This is a genomic window from Mucilaginibacter sp. GW822-FHT03E02, from assembly GCF_058801545.1.
The window spans coordinates 1,305,665-1,328,444 of the sequence record NZ_JBXANJ010000002.1; the positions used below are offsets into that span (position 1 = coordinate 1,305,665).

10 protein-coding genes are annotated in these 22,780 nt (G+C 42.0%); all 10 read right to left on the reverse strand.

The genetic code is table 11. The annotated features are described in order from the left end of the window. Positions 1 to 9: 9 nt before the first annotated feature. Positions 10 to 2,052 carry a beta-galactosidase gene (locus AC1RM2_RS32025; protein ID WP_492989194.1) on the reverse strand — a complete coding sequence of 681 codons (2,043 nt, stop codon included), beginning with the start codon at positions 2,050 to 2,052 and terminating at the stop codon, positions 10 to 12. 251 nt (positions 2,053 to 2,303) lie between these two features. After that, positions 2,304 to 4,511 (reverse strand): glycoside hydrolase family 3 C-terminal domain-containing protein, encoded by a 2,208-nt coding sequence (locus AC1RM2_RS32030; protein WP_492989195.1) that lies wholly within the window; start codon positions 4,509 to 4,511, stop codon positions 2,304 to 2,306. 3 nt (positions 4,512 to 4,514) lie between these two features. Further along, positions 4,515 to 6,071 carry a GH39 family glycosyl hydrolase gene (locus AC1RM2_RS32035; RefSeq protein WP_492989196.1) on the reverse strand — a complete coding sequence of 519 codons (1,557 nt, stop codon included), beginning with the start codon at positions 6,069 to 6,071 and terminating at the stop codon, positions 4,515 to 4,517. Positions 6,072 to 6,095: 24 nt separating this feature from the next. Then, positions 6,096 to 8,183 (reverse strand): beta-galactosidase, encoded by a 2,088-nt coding sequence (locus AC1RM2_RS32040; RefSeq protein WP_492989197.1) that lies wholly within the window; start codon positions 8,181 to 8,183, stop codon positions 6,096 to 6,098. Between the two features lie 153 nt (positions 8,184 to 8,336). Then, positions 8,337 to 9,392 (reverse strand): glycoside hydrolase family 5 protein, encoded by a 1,056-nt coding sequence (locus AC1RM2_RS32045; protein WP_492989198.1) that lies wholly within the window; start codon positions 9,390 to 9,392, stop codon positions 8,337 to 8,339. A gap of 279 nt (positions 9,393 to 9,671) precedes the next feature. Beyond that, positions 9,672 to 11,201: a cellulase family glycosylhydrolase gene (locus AC1RM2_RS32050; protein WP_492989199.1), complete on the reverse strand. Its 1,530-nt coding sequence runs from the start codon at positions 11,199 to 11,201 to the stop codon at positions 9,672 to 9,674. Positions 11,202 to 11,279: 78 nt separating this feature from the next. After that, positions 11,280 to 12,749 carry a glycan-binding surface protein gene (locus AC1RM2_RS32055; protein WP_492989200.1) on the reverse strand — a complete coding sequence of 490 codons (1,470 nt, stop codon included), beginning with the start codon at positions 12,747 to 12,749 and terminating at the stop codon, positions 11,280 to 11,282. Between the two features lie 26 nt (positions 12,750 to 12,775). Further along, positions 12,776 to 14,392, reverse strand: coding sequence for a RagB/SusD family nutrient uptake outer membrane protein (locus AC1RM2_RS32060; RefSeq protein ID WP_492989201.1), 1,617 nt, complete (start codon positions 14,390 to 14,392; stop codon positions 12,776 to 12,778). A 28-nt stretch (positions 14,393 to 14,420) separates the two neighbouring features. After that, positions 14,421 to 17,594: a SusC/RagA family TonB-linked outer membrane protein gene (locus tag AC1RM2_RS32065; protein ID WP_492989202.1), complete on the reverse strand. Its 3,174-nt coding sequence runs from the start codon at positions 17,592 to 17,594 to the stop codon at positions 14,421 to 14,423. Positions 17,595 to 18,492: 898 nt separating this feature from the next. Then, positions 18,493 to 22,692, reverse strand: a complete 4,200-nt coding sequence (locus tag AC1RM2_RS32070) for a hybrid sensor histidine kinase/response regulator transcription factor (protein WP_492989203.1) — start codon at positions 22,690 to 22,692, stop codon at positions 18,493 to 18,495. Positions 22,693 to 22,780: the final 88 nt, after the last annotated feature.

Genomic DNA, 22,780 nt, shown 5'->3' on the forward strand with positions numbered 1-22,780 from the left:
AAACTAAAGCTATTTTATCTCTATAAACTCAGGTTCGTACGGTGCAATAGTAAAATTGCCGGTATAACTTTTATCAAAAAGAATACTCTGCGATTTTCTATTCATTGGTATTATTTTAGGTTCGCCCGACACGTTCAGGTATAAAAAATGGTTTTTATCAATTTGCCTGGCCATAACGCCTACTGGTACCTGTGGTCCTTTTTTAATACCCAGTTCATCTACCAGGTTGTCAAGCAATGGGCCCAATACCTCGCCACTTGCAGGCAGGCCGACATAAATTGCCCTGCCTTTACCGTACTTGTTAGCAGTAATAATCGGGTAATCTTTATCTAAGCTGGTTATACTTCCAAGTATTTCGGCGCCTTTAGATTCCACAACGTCAAATCGGGTTGATTCAGCGCCAATAGTTTTCCCATTGTAATTTAGTTCAATTTTTTTGCCTCTCAACGACGTGCGGGATATTTCGTTCATCTGCTCTGTTTCTTCATAACCGGCTACCCGTATTCCAAACACATCGCTTAAACGGCCCGGATGGGTGGATGCAAATACTCTCCCCGTTTCGTCAACCACGGCAGAATTACTTGTCATCACAACTGTCCCGCCATCTTTTACAAAATCCCTGATTTTATTGGCAGTTATTTCATCCATTACAGTTACACCCGGCACAAAAAGTAATTTATACTTTAATGAGCTCTTGCTGATCTCCAAAATGCGGGAATCCATATTGCGGTAATGGAACAAATTCCAGCAGCTCTGTAACTGTTGGTCCTGCACCTCGGGAAACGAACTGCTGGCTATCTGACTTGGAAAGGAGAATGCTAAACCAACTTCCGGGTTGAGCTTGTAGGGAAAGTATTTTTCGATCTTTTTAAACTCCGTCGCTATCTTTTTGTATTCTTCATATTTACGGTTAGGAATTCCGTCCCAGTCAAGCATTCCTTCCAGATATTGTTCTTCGCCCGACCACATACTTTGCCAGGTCCATCCGCAAACCATCTGATTGCCGTACATCAGCGTAGCGTAGGCCGATTTTCTGATAGAATTGGGAACCGCCGTCATTGTTGTAAACTCACTGCACCAGAAGGGGTTTGTACTTTCAAACTGGTTACGGGAAATTACAAAGTTGGCGTTCATGACACCCCAATTGGTGGTTAATGAGTTTCCGGGATAGAAGCCGCAACCCTCGCGGGCCATTTTCCCTGAATACGCAATTTCAGAATAGTCAAAATATCTCATCCAACTAAAGTACCATGCGTTGGTGTTGGTAAGTACACCAGGGGCATTGGTATTAACTTTGTCGAGTACCTTGAATAAGATCTGGTTAACTTCGTCTGAAATAAAACGCCTGAAATCTAATATTTTCTCCGGGGCGCCATTTTTTTCGCCTGCTACAGGTAGCCCAACTTCATCAAATTCGTTAATCCTTCTTGACCAACGTTGCGTAGCCCAGGCTTTGTTAAAATTATCAATGGTAGCATACTTTTTGGTTAACCAAACAACAAACCTTTTTCTTACCGTTTCTGAGTAGGAAATGGGTCCATCACCAGGTTCGTTATCAACACCAAAAGCTAACAGAGCCGGATGTTTGGCATAATGTTTTGTAAGTGTATCCGCATAGCGTACGGCGTATTTTTGATACATCGGATCGCCTACATCATCCATGTAGCGATGGTTGGGGTATTGCGCATTGCCCCCCGGACTGGTAACATCAATGGAGGGGTACTTATGGTGCAACCAAACAGGCGCCGGACGAATAGCGATATCAAGAATCACTTTAATCCCTGCTTTATTCATCATGTCCATCACAAAATCAAACCATTTAAAATCAAACTTACCTTCAGAAGGTTCATAACTGTCCCAGGCCAGATGCCCCATCCTAACCGACTTGAATCCGGCGGCCTTCATCAATTCGATGTCTTTTTTTATTTTTTCCTGGTCTTTATCATCATGTGGATGATAATTGGTGCCCACGTATAATTCCTGAGCTTTAACCGACAAGGTAGCAAGCAACAGCGTTGAAATTATCAAAAGCTGTTTGATTTGTATCTTCATTTATTTAACTGATATTTTTACTGTTTTTGAAATATTACGTAATGAATTACCTAACCGCAGACAGGAAGGAGCATAGCTGTCAATAATTGGTTCTCCACTTAATTCATTACAAGGAATTGATAATTGGCAAATCAAATTTAGCTTAAAGCATGTCCCAAATGTTTCATTTAAAGGGACTTTCTTTTATACAAAACCGACATTTGTTTATTAATTGGAATTTGTTTCCGAGTATGACAGTATCCAGTATGATGTTATTTAACGGATATTTTTACTGTCTTTAAAATATTGCGTGATGAATTACCCAATTGAAGAACAAATTCGCCGGCTTCAACTTTCCATGTTTTTTTTATCTCGTCATAAAAAGCCAAATCACCAACCTTTATATCCAGTTCAACTGTTTTTGTTTCGCCTGGCTGCAGAAAAACTTTTTCGAAAGCTTTTAACTCCTTTTCAGGACGCAAAACCGAACTAACAGGGTCGCTTACATACAATTGCACAACCTCGGCACCATAACGGTTGCCTGTATTTTTCACCACCAATTTTGCATGGATGATATCATTCTTTTCATAAAAGCTCTTATCTGTCGAAAAGTTGCTGAGTACAAAACCGGTATAAGAAAGCCCATATCCAAAAGGGAACTGGGGCTGGATTTTCTTAGTATCAAACCAGCGATATCCTACCAAAATATCCTCCTCGTAATTCACTTTCAAATCTTTTCCCGGAAAATTGCCCAAAGCATGGGCCGGCGACTGATCAAGCGTAACAGGTAATGTAAAAGGTAATTTGCCTGATGGATTCACCTTGCCGCTTAATATATCTGCCACCGCATTGCCCGCCTCCATGCCGCCATACCACGACCATAAAATAGCAGGTACACGGTTAACAATGCCTGCTAATTTTACAGGCGAACCGGCAATCATTACCACAACTGTGTTAGGGTTTGCTTTTGCCACTTCCTGCATCAAAACTTCCTGTCCATAAGGCAGGTCCATATTTTGCTTGTCAAAAGATTCTGTATCAAAATCATGGTTTAACCCTCCGAAAATGATAACTACGTCTGATTCCCGGGCAACTTTTACAGCTTCCTGAATCAGTTTCCAATCAACCTTGTTCGAATTTCCCTGGCCCCCGTTGCTGCCTTCTTTGAATGTAGATTGCTTCTCGTAGCCCTGCGCAAAATTTATTTTTACGTTGGCGCCGAATTTTTGCTTGATTGCCTGTAACGGCGTTATTTCATATAGCGCTTTTATTTCGGAGCTAAGCCCCGCCCCGCAATGTTTCCGGGTAGCATTATCACCAATAATCGCAATCGATTGTATTTTATTAAAATTGATAGGGAGAATACCGCCCTTGTTCTGAAGTAACACCGCAGCTTCGGCAGCAGAATTATAGGCTGCCTTTTGATGCTCGGGCGTATTCATTTTTCCCTTTTCGCGGTTACCTTCATCATACATCTTTGTTTTGAACATTACACGCAGCACATTCGCTACTTTTTCATCAACTACCGATACGGGTACTTTTCCTTCTTCTACCGCTTTTATTAACGGATTGGCAAAATACCATTCGTTGTAATCTTTTATATCGGTACCCATTTCCAGGTCGAGCCCGCTTAACGCGGCCTTTACCGTAGTATGCGCCGCAGCCCAATCGGTCATCAAAACGCCTTTAAATCCAAATTCTTTCCGAAGGATCTGTCTGTTGAGATATTCGTTTTCCGAACACCAGTCGCCGCGGAATTTATTGTAAGCAGCCATAACGGTGTAAGCCCCGCCCTCTGTTACAGCCGCTTTAAAGCCCGGCAAATAAATCTCACGAAAAGCCCTTTCGCTTACTTGCACATCAACAGAATCGCGATGTGTTTCCTGGTTGTTGGCTACCCAGTGTTTTACACTCACCGCAACATCTTTGGACTGCAGGGCTTTGATGTAAGCAACGGCCATCCTCGAAATAAGATAAGGGTCTTCACTCATATATTCGAAGTTACGGCCACCAAGTGGCGAACGGATAATGTTGATACCAGGCCCAAGCAGCACATCTTTTTTTCGGGAACGGGCTTCTTCTCCTAATACCAGACCCTGTTTTGAGGCCAGTTTAGGATTCCAGGTTGCAGCAAGCGCTGTTCCCGGCGGAAAGCAGGTCGCTGAATCAGTAGTCCAGCCCGAATAAGCCCAGTCGTTCCTGTTAATTTCGGCGCGTACGCCATGCGGCCCATCACTCAGTGCCAGTTCGGGGACGCCTAACCTCTTTATCCCGGATACATAAAACTTGGAATTAGCATGCAAAAGACTGACTTTTTCCTGCAACGTCATTTGGCTGATGAGCGAACGGATTTTTTCTTCCTGCTTGCTATTATTCAGGTTTTGCTGTGCATTTGCCATTCCCGCTGTCAGCAGCATAAAAGAAAGCACGCTACCGCATCTTTTTACCATTTTTTTTATTCTCAATATCAATGTATTCATAGGTTAGCGTTTAATCAGGTTTATCAGGATTACATCATTTTCCCGGATATCAAATTCGCGGGAGTACCCGGCATTGGGTTGTATTACAATTTCATGTTTTGTTACAGGAGAGCCATTTTCTTCTTTTAACTTTTCAACCTGTTGCCTGTTTAATTGTCCGGGCCTGCCCATATCCACATAGCGTGTATAGGCATCGTTCATCCTATAACCTACTTTATAAATTTCCATAGTATATTTCCCGGCAGGTACATGCGACAGATTTATTTTCACCTTGCCTTTTGATTTGGCGGGCAAATCCTTGATATAGTAAGACTGGTTATTGACAGAATCCGGTAAAGTATAAGTATAATCCCACAATAATGCCTGTATATCCCCTTTATCATTTTTGCAAACCCATGAGCGTTTATCGGTATTGGCTAACTCCGTTCCTCCAAGTTTATTCATAAACTTATAGGAATAAAAAGCGGGCTTGTTTACGCCTTGAATGTTGAGCAGGCCAAAACCTCCATGAAAAGGTGTAAACCGTGGGCCTGGTTCTTCAAACACATCGGTAAAAACCCAGTACGACATGGAGTTGGCCGCATTGCCAACCTGTTTTAATTTTTCCAGGATATAGGCGGCTTCATGATAACTATCATGCACGGGATCTGCCGGTGTGTAGGATGCGCTCCATTCTGTATAGTGCAGTTCCAGGCCGGGTTTCGCTGATTGAGAAATTTGTTTACGGGAATTCAGCACGTCACCGCTCACGGCCAGCGAATCTTTACTTAATACCGTGCCCGAATTACCATACTCATCCAGGAAGCCTTGGTTTACCCCATAAGAATGGGTACTTACAAAATCGATTGGAATATTATTCTTGCTGCAATGGCTTATCATTTCGGGAACCCAGGCCGCGCCTGCAGTGCCTGGGCCACCTACTTTATATTCGGGGTTTACGCTTTTAACCGCTTTTACAGAATAATCGTACAATTTGAAATAATCGGCTTGCGTACCTGTCCAGAATCCGGGAGATAAATTAGGCTCATTCCATACTTCAAAATACCAGGATTTTACTTCTTCGGTACCATACCGTTCTGTAAAATGCTGGACAAGATTGGTTATCAGCGCCTGCCATTTGTTATAATCTTTTGGAGGGGTAACATTGCCGCGCCACCAAAAAATTGTTTGGCTTCCGCTTGCCAGGGCGTTAGGCATAAAACCCAGTTCTACAAAAGGCTTCATCCCAATTTTATGCAGAAAATCAAACAGCGCATCTACATACATGTAATTATACTGAGGTTTCCCTTTTGAGTCTTCGGTATATACGGCCATATCATCAGTAAGTAACCCATGCATGCGGATATACCGGAAACCACATTGTTTTCTTACGTATTCCAGTTGTTGCTGCCAGTCGGCACGCAGCCCTTCATTTGCCCGGCCTGCACCTACGCAGGTGTTAAACATGGCATTAAGCTTACCCGATGTCTTGTTTAAATCTACGTTAATCGCCCTTTGGCCTTTTACATTTGCCAAAAAAGCCAATTGCGAAACCACCAATACCCAAATTATTTTTTTCATCTGTTTTGTTAATTCTTATTAAAATTATTCTGTCCACACGAGCACGCCCGATGGTTTTAGTGTTTTTTCCCCAATTAAAACTTTTGCTTTTTCCGGCAGGTTTACCGTGTAATTTTCTGATGAGTAATTTAATGCTGTATAAAAGCCATCGCGCCAATAAACAAATACACCGGGAGGATAATCCTCCGTTGTAGCACCGGCATCTTTATAAATCTGCCTCAACAAATCCTTTTCTAATTTAGCATCATCGGTATCTACACCGATATAGGTTACATCGCCTTTGCCAATCCGGTGTTTTACCACAGCAGCTTTTCCTTTATAGAACTGGTTATTATAGGTGGCCAGCACCCCCGCAGTATCATTCGGCACAAGCAAATCCGCCCAACTATGCCATGGATAATGATTCGAATTCATTAATATATCGCCTTTACCATATGATGACAGCATATCGGTTTGGCTTATATGGGCACCAATCAGGTTTGAAATTGGCAAGGCGGTCTCCCCTTCCCAAAAATGCCCTCTGCGATCTTTGGTACCTGTACGGCAGGTAATAACCAGGTGGCCGCCTTTGGCTACATAGTCATTCCATTTTTTTACCAATACAGAATCAATCATTTCATAAGCGGGAACGATTACACACTTATACTTCGACAAATCTGCCGTTTCCTGAATTACATCAACAGGTGCACCTAATGATCTTGCCGTTTTAAGGAATTTTACCGGGTAATCCCAGGTATTCCATTGTCCTGTCTGCTTTTGCCTGTCAATGCTCCAGTAATTTTCCACATTCCAAAGAAGTGCTGTCGACCGTGCAGTCAGCTTTGCCGGCATCTTCGCGCCTGGCGTAAATTGCTTCCTCAGTTCTGTTATTTCTTTCATGAACTGCATATAGTCTTTACCGCCCTGCGAAGGCGTTACGCCATCCGTTTGTATCACACCAGCATGATACTGTTCTGCGCCATATAGGATTTGACGAAAGCGGTACGAACAGGCGACTTTACCTCCAGCTGCAAAACTGTGATACAGCCATAGCCGAACGGTACCCGGTAACAACAGCGGATTGTAGCTTCCCCAATTAACAGGCCCCGGCTGAATTTCCAAGACACCCGACACACCGCCCACAGATTTATAATATTCTGAAGCAAAAAGAACAACATCGCTGTTGCCTAAACGGAATCCCGATTCGCCAAGATTATCAGTACCACCGTTTGGATATGCCGTGTATGTTGCAAAATCCAGTTTAGCGGTACGGTTAGGGTCGGAACCGGTGCAAACGGCAGTATAGTTGGTGGTAACAAATTGCGTCTTTGAAACGTAGCTGCGTAAAACGCCTGCCTGAAAATCAAGGAACTCAGCCTGGGCATCTGCCGAATATCTTTTAAAATCCAGTAATGCATGGGGATTATTGCCCCACCAGCCTACCAGGTTCGTATTCGGGATGATTACCTGATCAAAACTATTAAACCACTGGCTCCAGAAGGCGGCACCCCAGGCGGTATTTAATGCATCAATGGTTTTGTATTTCTTTTTCAGCCACGTTCTGAATGCATCCTGCGATGAAGGGCTATAATCAGACACAGCACCTGGTTCATTATCTATTTGCCACCCGATCACATTTTTGTTCTGCCCGTATCGTTTAGCCATCTCTGCTACTATCCTTTGTACAAAGCCACGGAATTTCGGATTGACCATTGATTCCAGGCCCCGCGTACCATTTTCCGCACGGATATAATGGCCATCCATAACAAAAGTCGCCGGGTAGTTTATCCGCATCCAGGTTGGCGTGGTTGCAGAAGGTGTGCATGGCAACACCTTGAGATGATATTTTGTGCAAAGCCCCACCACCCTGTCAAGCCAGGTAAAGTCAAACCGGCCTTCTTCGGGCTCCATTTTGAACCAGGCAAATTCGGCCAGGTGAACAAACTCAAAACCCATGTCTGATATCTTTTTTATATCCCTTTCCCATTGGGCTTCATTCCAATGTTCGGGGTAGTAATAGATACCCGTTGTTACCAAATCTTTTTCCGGGAAAAACCGGCCGGCTTCCTGTGCCTTTAACACTGCCGAAGGGATTAAGATCCCTAATATAATTGTAGTTATTAATTTTCTCATCAAAAAGGTCCCGGGCTTTTCTATAGAAGCTGTTTTAAGTTGTTTCACCATAAATTTCATTCAGCATTATCAATAATGTCATTTGTTATAGATGCAGGTGACATTGACTCTGCAATTATTCGAATGTAATTTGCACCTTTTCTGTGTAATATTTTAGTTAGCTCCCGCATTAAGTGCCACAATTGTACGTTGATCTTTTACCGAATAATTTTGCCTGTCCAAAGCGCCACCCGTATCCCAGAAAAATGGCAGCATCCCGTTGGCTTTCGCTTGTTTTGTAATATAAGTTAGCCAATAATCAACTGCATCGTTATGTGTTGCCAGATCTAAAGGAACGTGATTGCTGTTGTTACGCCTGTAGGCACCGTACTCGCCCAATAGCACAGGAATTCCTTTGTCGGCGAATTTTGCCTTCATTTTGCGGAAGGTGGCGTTTACATCACCTTCTTCGCCCCAGGTGGCATTGTGTTCGGGTTCTATCGTAGAATGGTGTCCTGTTCCCCAATAATAGAACATTTTGCCCCAGCTTGCGTTGCCGTCCATCAGGCAAAGTTGATATGGAGAGTAAAAATGAACCTCAACCATCATCCTCGCCGGCACCTGGTCCTGGGGAAGACCGGTCATCAGTTCATTAGTTTTGTCGATATCTGTTGAAGGGCCCTGAACTACCAGCACCCGGTAACTGTTCCTGCCGCCGGTGGATCGGACTGCATTGACAAAAGTTTGATGATAGCTGGCAAGCGCAGCCATCTTTTCCGCGTTGTCTGCGTTTGGCTCGTTGGCGCTGGCAAACATCAGGTGTTCATCAAAATCGCGCATGGTTGTTGCAATTTGCTCCCAAAGCGCTTTTTGCTTGGCATTAACAGACTCTTTCTTAAGGGCGGTACAATTGTTTTCGAGCCATCCCTCGTCCCAATGTATGTTGAGTAAAACATACATATCGTTTTTCACACAATATCCTATTACTTCTTTAACCCTGTTAAGCCAATTTATATCTATACGCGCTTTGTCTTTATCAGCTAAATGCGTCAAATTCCAGGCGCATGGCAGGCGGATAGCATTAAACCCCTGCTGTTTTACGAATTTTATATAGCCTTCCGTAATGACAGGGCTACCCCAACCTGTTTCGCCACCCGGAGCTTCAAAGGTATTACCGATGTTCCACCCTAACCTGATTTCAGCTGCAAGCTGAACAGCATTATTTTTCATCCCAGTTGAGTCGGGAGCTTTTGGTGAGGTGTTATAAGAAGGATAGAGAGCTGGCCGCGGGAAACTCGCTTTCCTATTGTAAATATTCGCGCTTTTGAATGAAGAAAAAAACGCGAGCGTTATTATAGATATTAATATTTTAAAAGAATACTTTATTTTCATTTACTCCTGATCTTTACCTAAAAGATTCATCTGAACAGAATACTGTCCAGATGACCTTTTTTATCACCCACGATAGGTGAACTTTAACGAAAGGTTTTATATTACTTGTTGGTTTGCTTAAAACCCTGCGCCTTTTTTTAACGAATCTAATGCCTGCCTGTCTCCTATATATGCGGGCACACCGGTATTTGGCCGCTGAAATATACCGCTGGCCCATAAAAACGGCTGCACACCATGTGCTTTGGCTTGCTTTGTGAGGTAAGCATAGTAATGCCAGCCCGATCTTAATGCCAATATCGAATCAGCCGGGTATCCGGTTAATCGCTGAGCGTGATATTGTATGTCAAATTCGCCCATAACTACCGGGATACCCTTATCGACAAATTTTGTTTTAACGCTTTTAAATGCGTTATCCATATAAGTTTCTTCTGTTGAGGCTACGCAGTTGCGATCCAGGAAGAGTGGGTTTGTTGTATGAAAGTCTTTTCCCCAGAAATATAATTCTTTTCCCCAGCTTGCGTCCATAGGTGTGGTACTACCGTAGCCACCTAATATGCAAAATTGCGGCGGGCTATAAAAGTGAAACTCTACCATCATTTTATTAGCGGTAGGGTCGGTAGGTAGTCTTGGTGTTTTATACTCATTGGCCGGATCAAGATAAGAAGCGAGCAAATCAAGTGACGTAGAAGGCGACTGAATAACTATAGCACGATAAGCGTTTTTACCACCGGTACCACGCACTGCATCAATAAATGATTGATGATAACGCATTAAGGTAACGGTTGTCGGTATATCATTCGCATTGGGTTCATTGGCACTGGCAAATATCAAATGCTCGTCAAAATCCCGCATCGCTGTGGCTATCTGCTGCCAAATTGCCTTATGCCTGGCATTAACAGTATCCTGTTTAGCACCTGTAACTGTGCAGTCGATATAACCCTCGTGGTGGGTATTAAGTATCGCATACATATTGTCGTTAATGCAATATTGAACAACCTCTTTTACGCGGGCGAGCCAGAGTGGGTCTATTTCCTGAGTTTGGTTATTTATTATGTGGTTACTCCAGGTGCAAGGAATCCTTATAGCATTCATACCGGTTGATTTTACCAGATCAATCAGCTGCTGGGTAACTTTAGGGTTTCCCCATCCGGTTTCCCACCCGGGCGCATCCAAAGTGTTATAAATATTCCATCCCATTGTCATCTTTGCGGCCAGCTGCGAAGCGGTGCTGCCCATACCCGTGGCATCGGGCGCCTTTGGCGATACATTGTACGTTGGATAAATTATGGCATCCTGCATTAGGGTAATTCGCCTGCTTTGACCATTAACCGAAGTTAAATTTAACACCGTCGACCGGGTAACGCCCGATGAATTTGCTGCTGCCGTAAATTTAATGGTCACATCGCCGCCATTGCCCGATGTTTTGTCTAAATGGAGCCATCCTAAACCGGCAGTATCAACACTCCAGGCGGCGTTGGTGGTAAATTTTAAGTCTACAGTTCCGCCACCATCCGGTATAGCATCTGTTAAATTGGACAGCGTTAGCTGTGCGGGCGCTGTTGCCGATTTTTTACAGGAAACCACAACCAAAATTGCAAAAAACACTCCCAGTATCTTACACGCCGTCTCTATTTTCATTATCTTCATATCCGTTTTTTATTAAAAAAATCATCTTTTAATTAGCTAAGGTCCCACAGCAATGTGCTACCGTGGGGCTTAGGCTGTTTATTTAATTTTAACAACTCTAAAATTGTCAAAAGCACCGTAAAAACCTGTGGCTGTAGCCGAAGCGCTATAGTTGTGTATGTACACAAAGCACGATGTATTTCCTGATGTGGTTATCAAATCGGCAAGTTTAGATATAGATTCCCCTTTGCCCTCGCCAAGCGTACCATCTGGTTTACGGAACGATGAAAGAGGAATAGTTACGGTTATCCAGCCTTTTGTTGAATAAGGTGCTGTGGTAGCAGCGTCTTTTTGCCATGGCTCCCACCTGGCTATAGGGCTGCTATCTATCCCACTCATGATATCAATTGTACCACCATTCCAGGGTTTTGAAACATTTACTTCAAATTTAAATGCCCAATTGCCAACCGGTTCATTAATATTGGCTGCTGGTACCCACTGTGCTCCATTCATGCGTATTGCATAACTGGAATACGTATTTCCTTCGTCCTTAGCCAAAACACCAGTTTTCAGCACCATGTATTGGCTGGAATTGCCAGGAAAATCAGAACTGCCACTTGTATAATAGGAACCGCCCCACCATTGCCAGTTAAAGTTTCCGCCCCATTCCCAATCTGATATTCTACCGGTTGCAACATCGTTTACATTGTACACGGTAGCAGTGGTACCAAACTTTGTAGTTACAGATACCGGTCCGCTTTTGCTTAGCGCAGGCAAAACAAAACGAACAGAACTTCCATCACTTGTTTCTTTAAAGGAAGTAATTGGAGTACCTGCAAACGATAGTGACTGGATGTTTTTAAGATATGTGCCATAAACAAATACCGAATCGCCCTGGCTGGCATTTTCGTTTGAAATGCCGGTAATGGTTGGCGTTGCAACTATTTTTAAATTAATAGTACCAGCCTTGCCGACTATTAATAACTGATCGGTAGGCGTTGTTGCCGGCATAATAAAGTCAAGGGAAGTCCCGTCGAGGCTTGATTTAAACGATGTAATTGGAGTTCCTCCATACACAAAGCGTTGAATCAGTACTAAATTTGCACCATAAATGTGAACAGAATCTCCCGGGGCGGCAAATACATTAGATATAGCCGTAAACTCAGGTGCTGCCGGGCCTAATTTGAAAGAGAACGTTGCTGAACCTGCCGTTGTAACATACTTTACTGTATATAGTTTGGCAGTATCAATTGTTGAAAACTGTATGACAGGAATTTTCACAACAGCACTGCCTGGGGCTAATAAAGCAATGTTAAAAGAGGCAGGAACTCCGTCAAAATAAATTTGAGTTGCATTTTTCAAATTCTGCCCGGTTATTACCACCCATTGGCCATTTGCCACAGCGCTATGCAAAACCGTATCATTAGGTGAGGCTACATAACTTTTAATAGCTGCGATAACCGGAGGAGCACCGCTGCCGTCGGTATTCTTTTTACAAGCTGGTAATAAGGCCACTATCACGAATAAAAGCGGCAAAAAAAACAAGCTTAGATATGATTTCTTTTTCATAACAATTTATTTAAAATGTTTCTTAATTAATAATATGGTACCGGTGGAGCTGCCAATTTCGGATCGGAGGATAATTCGGATGCCGGAATTTGCAATGTAAATGAACTGATGGATGCTGGGACCGTAGATGGAGCAGTAGTAGTATCCCTTGTGGCCTTACGCGTTGTAGCATCATAACTAAACGTTTGGCGGCTGTGAGTGGCATCCTGATCATTAAGCAACTTCACAGCTGCCATCGGGCTGTAAAAAGAATACCTGACAAGGTCTATCCAATATTGCCCTTCAAAAGCAAGTTCAACTCTTCTCTCTTTTAGTATTGTAGTACCGTCCAGCTTATTCAGAGTGGTTACGCCAGCCCTTGTCCGCACCTTATTAAAATAGGTTAAGGCATCAAGATCTGTAGTAATACCATTGTTACCCAAAATAGCTTCGGCATACACCAAATATACATCAGCCAACCTGAGCACTGCGTCGTGCTCAACGGATGACGTATAAGTCATTGTTGGCGCGTTGTTATCCACTTCGTTGCCAATAATGTGCTTTTTTAAACCAACGCCTGTTGATTTAAAACCACCACCTGCTGCATTCAATTCGGGATAAAAATCTCCGTTGAGCATAATAGTGGCTTTGCGCCTTATTGTATCGTCGGCTGAGTACATCTTATACAGATCCCAGGTTGGGGCTAAGCCAAACCAGGCACCGTTTTTTTGAGGATTTATAGCATTGCTTGGTGAAAAGGTTAAATACATGTTACCAGTTTCCCAGCTCGTCTGATCAGGCGACCACTGAAAAGCAAACAATGCTTCGGGGTTATCATTGTATTGCGACCTGAAAAGATTATAATAACCAAGGTGGTTCGGGTCATCCTGCCCAAGAAGTGTTAGTCCACTGTTTTTACATACATTGCCTGCGTATTTTTTTGCACTGTCCAGTAAAGCCTGGTTGCGTTGCCCTTCCTGTTTGCTGCCCACACCTGCCATTGTTAAATACGCTTTGGCCAGCATTCCTTGCGCCGACCAGGTGGTTAGCCTGCCTTTGTCATCTTTTAAAGGAAGGTTTCGTGCGGCATAAGTTAAATCGATGGTGACAAATTTGAATACATCAGTAACAGTATTACGATTAAGCATTGGGTTGCCTATTAATTTGGAATTGTCCTCGATAATAGGCACAGCTCCCCAATAAACAGCGAGGTGGTAATAAGCTACCGCACGTATAAACTTAGCTTCGGCAATAGCAGCATTCCTGGTTGCCTGCGGGATAGATGCCGATGCTGTTTGCTGTATGGCATTGATAACGTTATTGCATTGACCGATCACGATATACAAACCAGTCCAACCCTCATTTAAAATACCATTATTCGCCGTAATTGTACGACTAAAAAGCTGCCCCATATCGTCGTTATAGCCTACGTGACCAGTTCCGCTCAATATATCGCCCAATTGCAACAATGCATTATAATGCCATTGGCCCCAGGGGGCACCTCCGTACAGACTGGCAGTAGCCAACCTTAAATCGTTGGGGGTTTTGTAGAAATTAGTAGAACTGATTTGCGAGTTGGATGGACGGTTCAAGAATTCTTTTTTACATCCGGCAATTGCTGCTCCGAGTAGCAAAAAGAATACAATTTTATTAATTGGTTTCATAAAATATCTTTTAAAATTGGTAATCATTTTATTTGTTAAAGGTTAGGCTTGCACCAATAGTAAATACGCGTGGCAAAGGATAGTTACCGCCATCCACACCACCCTGAAGGGGGTTCCACGTACCAATTTCAGGATCCATCCCTTTATATTTTGTGATTACAAATACGTTGGATACATTAGCATATACACGTACCGAATGCAAGAAGATCCTCGACAACATGCTTTCTGGAAAACTATAATCTAACCTGATATTTTTACAACGCAGGAATGAAGCATCTTCGATCCACAAATTAGAAGGGCGGTTATTATAGTTGGTGACGTTATCCTGTCTTAAACCTACAACCGATGTATTGGGGTTGGAAATATATACGTTGTTAATATCAGATGATGAACCTTTGGGATCTACCATAGCATATTTGGCGTAATCTAATACCTGGACAAAATAGGATGTGTTATTTTGTGAACTGGTTTGTGATACAGCTAATTGGTTATAAACTTTGTTGCCATAGCTACCACTGAAGAAGATATTCAGACCGAAATTTTTGTAGGTAAATGAGTTGTTGAACCCATATTGGAATTTAGGGAGAGGCGAACCCAGGAAAGTTTGGTCTTTGGTATCGATAATACCATCACCATTCAAATCTTTAAACATACGGTCGCCGTACCAGATACCGCCATAAGCAGGAGTAATTGGATAAGGTTTTCCGCTTTGATCAGCACTCCGGGCATGGTTTTGAAAATCACTTGGCTTTGCAAATATGCCATCATATATGTAGCCGTAAAATTCGCCGATTGGCTGCCCGACTACGGTTTTTTGAACAGAGGTAGTTAAGCTGGCATCACTTCCGCCAGAACCTAAACTGAGTACAGTGTTCACATTTCGTGAAAAGGTAAAATCAGTTTTCCATGAAAAGTTTCTGATATTGGTATTAGTAGTGCTAATACGGAAATCAAACCCTCTATTGCGAATAGAACCAACGTTTACATAAGGTGCAGCCATGGCGCCCGGCGACCAGTTGGTGGTAGTACCGCTAAATTCAGGAAGAGGGACTTTTAATAAAAGCCCTTTTGTTTCGCGGTCATAAGCATCGAACGACAAGTTTATGCGGCCGTTAAAAAACGATGCGTCAAGTCCGGCATTATAATAATTTGTTTTTTCCCAGGTTACATCTGGATTTGGCAAATTGCTTTGAAACTGCGAAACACCTGATAAACCGGTAGGAACTGTTGTAAGTTGGGTTGCATAAGTATTGCCCGGTATACCCTGGTTATTGGTAAGCCCATAACCAAGTCTCAGTTTCAATTCATCTATAGATTTTACACTTTTTAAAAACGCCTCGTTATTAATTTTCCAGGCAAATGCTCCTGAATAGGTAACAGCCCAATTATGGTTAACCGGAAAATTTGAAGAACCATCGTTGCGCAGGTTACCGGTGATCAGGTATTTATCATCCCAGGAAAAATTAACCCGGCCGAAATACGATTCAGATGCGCTACCGGGACCATGATCGCCACCGTTTGTTACAACAGTGGGATCGCCAGCACTTATAGCCTGCACATTGTTTGAAACGAAATTTTTACGCCCGGCACTTATATTTTCGTAATAATCTGTATTTGCTTCGTGCCCTCCTAAAATACTAAATTTAGATTTCTTGAAATTATGGTTAAAAGTTAAATATTGGCGCCATGTGGTGGCGTAATCATGACTAATATCCGAGCCGGCACTGTTGACAGGGTTGGAGACATTATTAGTTGCTGTTCCAAATAGAAAAACCGGGTTAAAAGTATTGTGGGAACCAAATGTAAAGTTACCAGATACTTCCGTACGGAATGACAGATCCGTAGTAAACTGTATTTCTGCATAAGCATTGGTATACGCCTCATATCTTGCAGATTCGTTTTTCAAAAGCGAGGCTATGCCTACAGGGTTTGCAACAGGTGGTACCCAACCATCTGAGGTGGTAACACCACCATAGGAACCGTCGGCGTTTTTTACTGCAACATCGGGTGTCATGCTTAACGCTTGGCCAATTACACCGCCGTCAGTGGCAACTGTGTTTTCATAAACACGAAAAAACTGAAGGCTGGTTCCGAGTTTTAACCATTTAGTGGTTTTAGTATCCAGGTTCAAACGTACTGAGTATCTTTTGAAAGCAGACCCAAGCGCTATACCTTGCTGGTTGAAATAAGAACCCGATATATAATATTGGGTTTTATCATCGCCACCGCTTACAGAAAGTGTATGATTGGTCATCGGCGCTTTACGGAATAATTCACTTTGCCAGTCGGTACCCTTACCTAAATATTGCGGATTGGCTAATTCTGGCCTTGTACCGTAGCCCCAAACTTGTGCGCGGGCATTCAAAAATGTTGCCAACTGTTGTAAGTCTACGGTAGGGAGCCTGTTACGAATCTCCTGGTAACCGGTATAAAAATCGTAATTTACTGTTGGGCGCCCTGCTTTACCTCTTTTTGTGGTAATAACGATAACACCATTGGTAGCCTGCGAACCATATATGGCCGTTGCGGAAGCATCTTTCAATACGTCGAGCGATTCGATGTCGTTAGGATTGATACCACTTAAGGGATTAGAACCGTGACCAGGATCGGTAGCCGGAGGAATGATAACACCATCTATAACCACCAATGGCGCATTAGCGCCTGATATTGACGATACGCCACGTATTTGAATAGATACACCACCACCAGGCTGACCTGATATCTGTTGCACTACTACACCTGCAACTTTTCCTTGCAGAGCCTGATCAAAAGTAGTGGGTTGTGTTTGGCGCAATTCGGTACCCGAAATTGAACTGATAGAGCCCGTTACATCAGGCCTTCGCGATTTACCATAACCAATAACGACTACTTCGTTCAAATTGCTGGATGTTGAATTGAGTCTGACGTTAATTTCTCCGGCTTGTTTAACAGTTATCTCCCGTTTCGCGTAGCCTAAAAAATTAAAAACAAGTACTTTGCCCGGTTCAGCAGCTATATTATAGCTACCATCAACGCTGGATATGGTCCCGAGGCCTGTGCCTTTAATTTTAATGCTTACTCCCGGTATTGGCTGGCCATCGTCTGCGCTTGTTATTTTACCGGTGATATTGACTGTTTGTGCATGGGCTGAAAAATAAAGAAATATGCCCGCGATAATTAATGAAAACTGGTATTTCACTCTTCTTTGTAAATTTTTATCCATCTGGTAACAGGATTTTAAGGTTTGATAATTGGTTCATTGTTCTTTTTGGTTAGTACTTAATTGGTTTTTCTTTCATTCATAATTATCTTAGTTATCACAACTTTTTGGTTAAAACACGCCAAAAAAGGCACCTGAAACTATCTAACTGATAGGTTTTTCACATGAAACGACTGCCTAAACAATCAGTAAAAACTTCAGGTGCAGCCAGAGACATGCTTATTAGTTCAAAAAAAATTAACTGTTGGTCCTATTGGTAATTGGTGGCACATCGTACAAAAGCAACTTCTTTACAGACGTTACTTTAAACCTTTGTTCCGGGGGATGAAACTATGATAACTTAAAAAAGGGGACGTGCCAGAGTTGAGCAAAAATATAGACCAAATGTTCAAAAAAACACAACTTATTGTAAATGAACAAATTACAAATAAAAATATAGTCATTACACCTTGTATCACTACAAAAAGTTCTATAATAATTCAGAGTCACAGCATCCCTTACACCAGTACCTTGTGGACTATTAGCTAATTGGGGCCAAACATAAAATGGATAACGGCCCTACAACGATGTGAAACGGGGCAAACGCATCTAAATAGTTAACGGCGATAAGCTGTTATTAATAATAGCTAACGGAATAAGCTTATAGCGCCGGGAAGATATAAGCATCAAACAATACCTTGTTTTTATTGGCTGATTCTGGTTAAATAATCCAGGTACTAACGGGACTTGTGTTGGCTAACAACAGGCACAAATATTAGGATGCGCCTAAATTGCGCTATTAGTTTAGCGTCAACCATGATAAAATACAAAATATTGATTATCAAATATTTATAAAAAATATATCTAAAACATGTTAAGTTATGTTAACCCAATTAGATGCGTTTGCCCTGCGATGTGAAAGCTATTGCTCTTCAGCTTCGGAGAGTTTCTTTTGGCGAATAGAACTGATATAGGCAGAGGGAAGCATATTATATTCGTCTTTGAATAGCTTTGTAAAATATTTGGGGGTGTTAAAGCCTACTTCATAACAAATCTGGCTAATAGTCATCTGGCTGTTTTCAAGCAGATACACCGCTTTTTTAAGCCTTATAGAACGAATAAACTCGACAGGTGATTTGCCCGTAAGCATTAATACCTTGCTATAAAGCGATCCGCGACTCATGTTCATTTTGCGGCTCAATTCTTCTACCGAAAGGCTATCATTTAAAATATTAAGTTCTATATACTCTACTATGCTCCTTAACAGTTTCTCATCTTCATTTGGCAAAGAAGTCTCCTGCAATTGCACATCCATTTGTTTTTTGTATGTACGTTTATAGGTGTCCCGCAGGGTCAGGATGTTTTTGATTTTGGAGAGCAGTATTTCGAAATTAAATGGTTTTGTCATGTAATCATTCGCACCAATTTCCAAACCTTTTACCTGTTCGGCCTCGCCAGTCAATGCGGTTAGCAAAACAACAGGAATATGCGACGTGCGTTTATCATTCTTTAGTTTTTTGCACAATTCAATTCCGGTCATCTCGGGCATACTGATATCGCTCACGATAATGTCCGGATGTTGCGAAAGCGCCTTTTGCCAGCCCTCTCTTCCGTTTGAAGCTTCGATTAAAAAAAATATGTCTTTCAAATTATCCTTCAGATAAAAACGAAAGTCATCATTATCCTCAACCAAAAGAACCACAGGCATTTTATTTGTACGCTGCTGTTTGGATACAGCTTTACTTTCAGAATTGATGATGTCATTCGGGCTTTCAATATCAACTTCATCTTCAACTGGTAGTTCCATTGCCGCCCCGTCATAAATAATAAGCGGCAGTTTAATAATAAAACAGCTGCCGTGATCCGGCTCGCTTTCCACTTTTATTTCTCCTCCATGCATCTTTACAAACTCACGTGTGATAGCAAGGCCGATGCCGCTGCCCTGGTTAATCATCGACTCGGGGATATCGTGCTGAAAAAAACGCTCAAAAATTTTACCTTGCTTTTCAAGCGGAATACCAATACCAGTATCAATCACCTTAATCTCAAGTGGGGCGTCATCGGCTTCCCCATCTATATTGAGCAAAACGCTTACCCGGCCGCCAGACGGTGTAAATTTAAAGGCATTTGATAGCAGGTTAAACAATATCCTTTCTATCTTATCATGGTCAAAACTGGTAAACAACGAATCAATCGTGGTATCAAAGACAAAATTAATCCCTTTTTCTTCGGCTATATCTGTAAATGACATGCTTATTTCGCTGATGAATTTCACAATATCGCCAGGCTTACTATGCAATTTCAACTCCTGAACTTCCATCTTACGAAAATCGAGCAGCTGATTTACCAGGTTTAATAGCCGCCTGGCATTTTTTCTTATCATGCTCAACTGTTGTTTCTGTTCCGGGTCAGCACGGGTAAGCATTTTATCAACCGGCGCCATGATCAATGACAGCGGCGTCCTGAACTCGTGACTAACATTCGTCAAAAACTTAGTTTTCAGTTGGTCAAGCTCCTGCATCCGTTTAACCTCCTGGCGCTCCTGTTCAATTATTAATTTTGCTTCCTGCTTCTCTTTTTCAGCTTCGAATTGTCTTTTTATTTTTCTTATTCCTCTTTGGCGAATAAGTAAAAGTATACCCAGGAACACTACCAGGTAAATAGCATAAGCTAAAGTTGATTTCCAGAATGGCGGCAATACTTTGATCCTTAATGAAATGTAATTCGGATTCCACACGCCCTCCGAATTGGATGCCCGCACCCTAAATACATAATCTCCCCCATCCAGGTTAGTATAATTAGCTTTTCGTGTTCGGTTATCAGCGTTTACCCACCCTTTGTCGAACCCCTCCAGCGTATACTGATATTTTATTTTGCCGGGATTAAAAAAATCAAGAGCAGCAAACTCTATTGAGAAGACATTTTCGCTATGATTAAGTATGATATTGTTCGTTAACGATATCACTTTTGATAGCACCACATGCCCGTTAATAGCCTCGTTAGCTGATACACTTTTGTTGAATAGCTGAAAATCGGTAAATATTAATTGTAGCTTATTAACGTTGGGTCCTAAGCTTTTCGGGTCAAAAATATTAAAGCCGTCAACACCTCCGAATATCAACTCGCCACTGTGTGTTTTTAAGGCAGAATTTGTATTAAATTCACGGCCCTGTAGTCCATCCGTTTCGTCAAAGTTTTCGAACTGGAAATTAAAACCGGCCGCCTTTGGTGTTAAGGTGATATGGCTCAACCCATTTGAAGTGCTAACCCACATCGTTCCTTTATTGTCTTCCAGCGTATTCGATATTGAATTTGCCGGGAGGCCATTTTTTTTTGTGAGCGATGTAAAAGTATTTGTATTGGGATTGAAAACACTTAACCCACTCGCAGTTGCCATCCATATCAAACCACGACTATCCTCATTAATATTGTTTACCATGTTGTCAAGTAAACTATTGGTATTACTACCATTTGAGCTGTAATGAGTTATTCCTTTACCATTTTTCAATATTACATCGACACCCAAATATCCTCCGGTCCATATGTTGCCCCGCTTATCCTCAAACATGGCTATTATCATCGGCGACTTAATTTCGCCCTGTTTAAAAGGGTGGTAAAATATATTTTTGGACCTGTCGAAAATTTCAAGCCCGCTTGAAAACGTCCCTATCCATAAACGGCGCGACGAATCTTCCAGAATACTCCATACCTTGTCTTCGGCAATACTGTTGGCTAATTTATCATCATGTTTGTAATGGGTAAATTTTGTTCCGTCAAAACAGTCCAACCCGCCAAAATAGGTGCCTATCCATAATTTTTGATCATGATCAACACATAGGTCAACAATAATGTCACTACTCAAACTATTGTTGTTTCCCGGGTCGTGCTTATATTGGGTAAACTTGCCTGTTTTTCGGTTAAAATAAATCAGGCCGCCCCCATTGGTGCCAATCCACAAGTTTCCCTGTTTGTCTTCTATAAATTTGTAAACATCGTTAAAACTTAAACTACCCGGATCTGAGGCAAAATGCCTGTATAGAGGAAACCTGATGATGTTTTTATGGTAATAACTTATCCCTTTTTTAAAAGTACCGGCCCATATGATACCTGAAACGTCCTTGTAGAGTATTGCACTGTTTTGCTTTAGTGATGTGGGGTCATCTTCGCGGTTAAGCAGGTAGGTGATTTTAAAGTTCTTTTTATCCAGTATATTTATGCCGCCATGGTCAATGGCAATCCATATCAAGCCGTCATCGGCCTGAATAATACTGCTAATGGCATTCCCTTTTAACTTTGCTCCGGCCGATTCCCTATCGACATGCCGCAAAATGCCTGTTGAAGGTTTATAGTAAAACAAACCAGATCCACCGTATGATGCATAAAAGCACAAATCATTATCGCTATCTACGATTAAAGAGTAAGCCCCGTTTTTATTATTGATTGCCTTATTAAAAACATCCGTGCGGTAGCCAATTTTGTTACCCTTAACATCAAACATTTCTACTGTGCCCTCACTGTAAACAATCCATATATTCCCTTCCGCATCAGTGGTAATATCGGCAATGGAATTTGAGTATAACGATGGGGCGGAATTAACACTATGATAATAGCGCCTGGTTTGCCTGGTTATCGCATTGTATCTGTAAATACCAGAATCAGGGAATAAGAACCAAAAATCGGCGGGGCCCGACCGTACTATTTTAGAAACATTGGGATAAAGGGGGAGTTTTAAAGAACGGAGCAACGGCTGCATATCACTGCTAAATTGCTCTGTTTCGGGATCATAAAAACAAAAACCACTGCGGCTAAATATCCACAGTTTTTTATCAGGGCCTTCAAAAATTTTGTTTACAAAATCACCGTTAACAGACGTTTTACTATTTTCATCATGCTTAAATACTTTAAATGTGTAACCATCATAGCGGTTAAGGCCTGCTGCAGTGCCAAACCACATAAAACCTTTCGAATCTTTAAATATGCAATTGATCTGGTTATGCGATAAGCCGTCGCCAATATCAAGGTGTGAAAACCGATACTGATTGCTTTGTGCAAAAACATTTACGCAACCAAAAATAAATGTAACTACAAAGAAAAAATAATATTTTACGCGAATGGAGATCATTATTGAAGGCCCAAAATCAACAGATTAACTTTTATAAAGTTAGTACACTAAGGTAGCACAATTGTTGTATAATAAGCGGACATGCTTC

Bases quoted from the DNA above. Each gene is read 5' to 3' on its own strand.
- AC1RM2_RS32025 (WP_492989194.1), bottom strand. From the start codon at position 2,052: ATGAAGATACAAATCAAACAGCTTTTGATAATTTCAACGCTGTTGCTT.
- AC1RM2_RS32030 (WP_492989195.1), bottom strand. From the start codon at position 4,511: ATGAATACATTGATATTGAGAATAAAAAAAATGGTAAAAAGATGCGGT.
- AC1RM2_RS32035 (WP_492989196.1), bottom strand. From the start codon at position 6,071: ATGAAAAAAATAATTTGGGTATTGGTGGTTTCGCAATTGGCTTTTTTG.
- AC1RM2_RS32040 (WP_492989197.1), bottom strand. From the start codon at position 8,183: ATGAGAAAATTAATAACTACAATTATATTAGGGATCTTAATCCCTTCG.
- AC1RM2_RS32045 (WP_492989198.1), bottom strand. From the start codon at position 9,392: ATGAAAAATAATGCTGTTCAGCTTGCAGCTGAAATCAGGTTAGGGTGG.
- AC1RM2_RS32050 (WP_492989199.1), bottom strand. From the start codon at position 11,201: ATGAAGATAATGAAAATAGAGACGGCGTGTAAGATACTGGGAGTGTTT.
- AC1RM2_RS32055 (WP_492989200.1), bottom strand. From the start codon at position 12,749: ATGAAAAAGAAATCATATCTAAGCTTGTTTTTTTTGCCGCTTTTATTC.
- AC1RM2_RS32060 (WP_492989201.1), bottom strand. From the start codon at position 14,392: ATGAAACCAATTAATAAAATTGTATTCTTTTTGCTACTCGGAGCAGCA.
- AC1RM2_RS32065 (WP_492989202.1), bottom strand. From the start codon at position 17,594: ATGGATAAAAATTTACAAAGAAGAGTGAAATACCAGTTTTCATTAATT.
- AC1RM2_RS32070 (WP_492989203.1), bottom strand. From the start codon at position 22,692: ATGATCTCCATTCGCGTAAAATATTATTTTTTCTTTGTAGTTACATTT.